This is a genomic window from Burkholderia sp. 4NA327C6 (assembly GCF_005502655.1).
Lineage (GTDB): Bacteria > Pseudomonadota > Gammaproteobacteria > Burkholderiales > Burkholderiaceae > Burkholderia > Burkholderia contaminans.
Map to the genome: position 1 here is coordinate 1 of NZ_SCNZ01000106.1, position 3585 is coordinate 3585.

The 3585-nt window shown below is 61.6% G+C and carries 3 protein-coding genes and 1 pseudogene; all 4 read right to left on the bottom strand.

What is annotated here, in order from left to right; translation table 11 throughout:
- Nucleotides 1–493: PoNe immunity protein domain-containing protein (locus tag FFS49_RS41620; RefSeq protein WP_137910507.1), on the bottom strand; the 493-nt coding region annotated here is incomplete at its 3' end.
- Nucleotides 490–726, bottom strand: a complete 237-nt coding sequence (locus FFS49_RS41625; RefSeq protein ID WP_105817782.1) for a hypothetical protein — start codon at nt 724–726, stop codon at nt 490–492. The genes FFS49_RS41620 and FFS49_RS41625, both read right to left, overlap by 4 nt.
- 102 nt (nt 727–828) lie before the next feature.
- Nucleotides 829–1680 (bottom strand): annotated as a pseudogene (locus FFS49_RS41630) (DUF746 domain-containing protein); the annotation flags it as partial.
- A gap of 203 nt (nt 1681–1883) precedes the next feature.
- The coding region (locus FFS49_RS41635) for a ShlB/FhaC/HecB family hemolysin secretion/activation protein (protein ID WP_137910508.1) at nt 1884–3585 on the bottom strand (1702 nt) is incomplete at its 5' end.

A 3585-nucleotide genomic window follows, 5' to 3' on the forward strand; every position in this document is an offset into this window, starting at 1 on the left:
TCGGGTGCCGAAGTTCCGTACCAATCTTTCGGCCGTGGTCGCGACTCGCAATCACGCGATCCAACAAGACGTCCTCACCCTCATTCCCGATCAGGGCGATCAAGCGTCGCCATTGATCGTCCGGAATTTCGAGCGTCAAAGCCAATCCGACCAACCAAAAGCTGATGATGTAGAAATCCAGGTTCCTCGCCCAGCTTCGGCGCAATGATTTTTGCTCATCTGTGAATACATCCTCCCCCAGCTTTATTGATTGCTCCCACGCATCGAGTAGACCAGGAAAGTATTTCGATATCGAATCAACTCGATCGCCACGCGAGTAGCTTTCGAGCATTAGTTGCCAATGCAACTTTGCGATATCAAAAACGTATTGCGGCTGATAGCTGGGGTTTTCAAACGGCTCGCCACTACGCGCCCAACGTTCTTCTATCCTCTTGCAAGTATATTCGATCCATTTATCCCAATACCCATGGGGAGGTAAAGTATCTCTATTCATTGTGGCGACCCAATAATTTTCGAAGACGGCTGAATTACGATTTTTCCATTTTTATCGAGAACCCCGACAGTCACGTTACCAAAGGGATCGGTAATGAAATTCGCGAGGTAGACGACTCGGATCAGGCAGCAGATCTGATCGAAATAACCGCGCCCCGAGCGCACCGTCGACAGCTCGAGATGGTTTTCCAGCGACAGCGCACGAACTTTGGCGGTCGGCAGCGGCAGCAACATTTCCTTCGTACGTGCCGACCGCGCCGTGCGGGAGGAGACTTGCTTTCTCGTCGTTCGACACTCTTCAATCACGGATGACACGTGACGTCATCAGGCACGTTACGCCTCATCGGCCACGATATGCAACCGACCATTGCGATCGACCACCTCACGCCGCATCGAGAAGAGCCGGCCGCATCCGCCACACGACCAGTGTCCGCTAGCGGTCCGCTGCGCGCGCCCCACACGACCACAGAATGGGCACGGCGTCGCCTCAGTGGGTTCGACGCCCAGTTGGATCCGTACGGACAGACTCCCGCTCGGCTCCAGTTGGTCCGCGAATTCGGTGAACATCCTGCGCCATTTCTGAACCATCGCGGGGCTCGTGCCGACGATGTCCGATACCTGCATGAACGACAGCGGCAACGACAGATGCCGAATGAACAGCCGCATACGTTCGAGCGTGCTCGCCTTCGTATTCAGGAACGGCGTGCCGCGACGTCGGGTGAATCGCGTCCCGCAGTTCGCGCATTTGAAGCGCGGGAAACCGCCTGGCAGGCGCTCGTCGAAGCGCGTCTTGCCACTGCCGCAGTCCACGCAGCGCGGTGGCCGGTGGCTGAACGAATTTACTTCGTCGAACTCGCGCGTCAGGCGCGTCGTCAAGGTGAGATCTTCGCGCGCGCCGATCTCGTCGAATGCCAGCGGCGTGGGATCGAGTTCGGTCGGGCGGCCGCCAAGCCGGACACGCCGCTCCCACGTGCCGCTCGGATCGAGCTGCAGCAGCCACGCGCGCCATGCCGTCACACGCTGCCCGATGTCGGCCGGCAGGCTGCCCATCCGCTCGCCAGCCTCGAGGCACGAGATTGGCTGCGACAGCAGCGACACGAACAGATCGAGCTTCTTCAGGTGCTTCTCACCGAGCGGCGTGTCGGCCGTACGGCCGAAGTAGCGCTGGCACGTCTGGCACTCGAACATCGGCAGCCGACCGCTCTGTCGCACTTTGAATCCGGCGCTGGTGATGTGGTCACCGCCACAGCGCGGGCAACGCGGACGCGGTTCGTGGCTTGCCGATAGGATGGTGGCGACCTGAGCATTCAGGAACGCCGTCAGTTCCTTGTCCTCGCCCGTGTCGTCGGAGCGGCGAAGCACCGGACGGCTTGAACTCGATTGCGTTCTCATCAAAACTGGGCCGTCAGCTGAAACCCGAGCGTCACGCGGGTCGTCGGAAAGCCGGACGGCTTGTACACCGGCGTGCCGACGAACAGATCGTAACCATAGCCGCCAAAGCGCGTCGCGACGCTACCCTTGACGCCGATCACCGCGCCGGCCAGTTGCGTGCCGACCAGCACAACCGGCTGCGGGCCCCACACGCGCCCATAGTCGAGGCCCGCGTAAGCCGCCAGCCCCGTCTGCCCGATCGGCGCCTGCAGCTCGTTGCGCCAGTAGAAGCCGCGTGCCGCGGCGAGCATCGTCTCGCCGTCGAAGCCGCGTACGGTGTAGCGGCTGCCGATCGTCAGGTCGTCGATGTAATACAGCGTGTTGCCGGTGTATTGGCCGTGAAATGTCGTGACGTACCGAAACGGCTGCTGTGCGATCGCGAACGGTACCGACAGGTTCGCGTCGAGCACCGCCATCTTGTAGCGGTAGGTCGGGCCGCCGTCGGCCGCCAGGCTGTCGTCCTGCGCGCCGAATGCGCCGATCCCCTGCCGGTACGCGAGCGTGCCGTCGAACTGCGCGTTGCCGAAGTAGTGCCGATCGGTCAGGCCGAACTCGATGAACGTATTGTTACGGCGTTGCTGCGGGATTTCGGTATCTTCGATGAAACTCTGGCCGAAGCGGCGCGAGAGCCGGATCTGCGCGCCGAACACGTCGTTCTGGCTGCGCGACAGCACACGATTCAGCTTGAAATCGACGGTCTTCGAGTTGCCGCTTGCGATGAACGTCTGATTCACGCCGGCGATCTGCTGGTAATACGTGTTCGTGTACGCAGAAAGCGTCGCTGTCCAGTAGCCCCACGGGATCGAATAGAAGCCGTTCCAGCCGTGCGAGCCGAGGCGCTTGTCCCCGAATTCCAGATCCTGGCTCACGCCGATGTTGAAGAGGTCATTCAGGCCCAGGGGATTGTCGATGCCGAGTGACAGGTTGCCCTGCAGCCGACCGGTCGCGCGCGTGCCCGAGTTGTCGATCGACGCGACCACCGTCCAGGGCTTGCCGCGCTTCACGTCGAGCACGACGTCGCTCTCGCCCGGCACGTCGGCCGGCACAATTTGCATCGACACGTCCTGACTGGTGACACGTTTCATTTGCTCCAGACCTTGCTCGAGGTCGCGCAGGTTCAGCACGTCGCCGTCGCGGGTCGGGAACGCGGTCTTCCAGGTGCCGCGCAGTTTCTCGTCGGCAAAACGCACGTGCCGGATCGTGCCGGGCACCAATGCGAGCTTCAGCGTTCCCGTCTTCAACTCCTGTTCCGGCAGCAGAACGCGCGTCGTGATATACCCGCGCGCCAAAATCGCCCGAGACAGCCCTTTAATGATCGTATCGATGCCTTGCTTGCCGACGCACTGGCCCGCGTAGTGGGCAAGCCATTCACGCGCGAACGCAAAGCGGTCCATCGGCAGCGCGGATGCGCCTTGCGACTTCACGGATTCGGGCAAGGAATCGGGGACATCGAGCGCGAAACGGTCGATGCGGAAACATGGCTGTTCGCTCGGCAGCACGGGATACGTTTCGACCGACGGTACTTCCGATCGCACGGACGAAGTACGTACTTCGGCTTCGCGCTGTTGGGCGTCGCGTTGCTGCTGCGCTTGTCGGTCCTGTTCCGCGTTCGCGCGCGCGGCAGCAGCGCGGTCAGCAGGCGTGGGGGCCTGCTGAGCATGT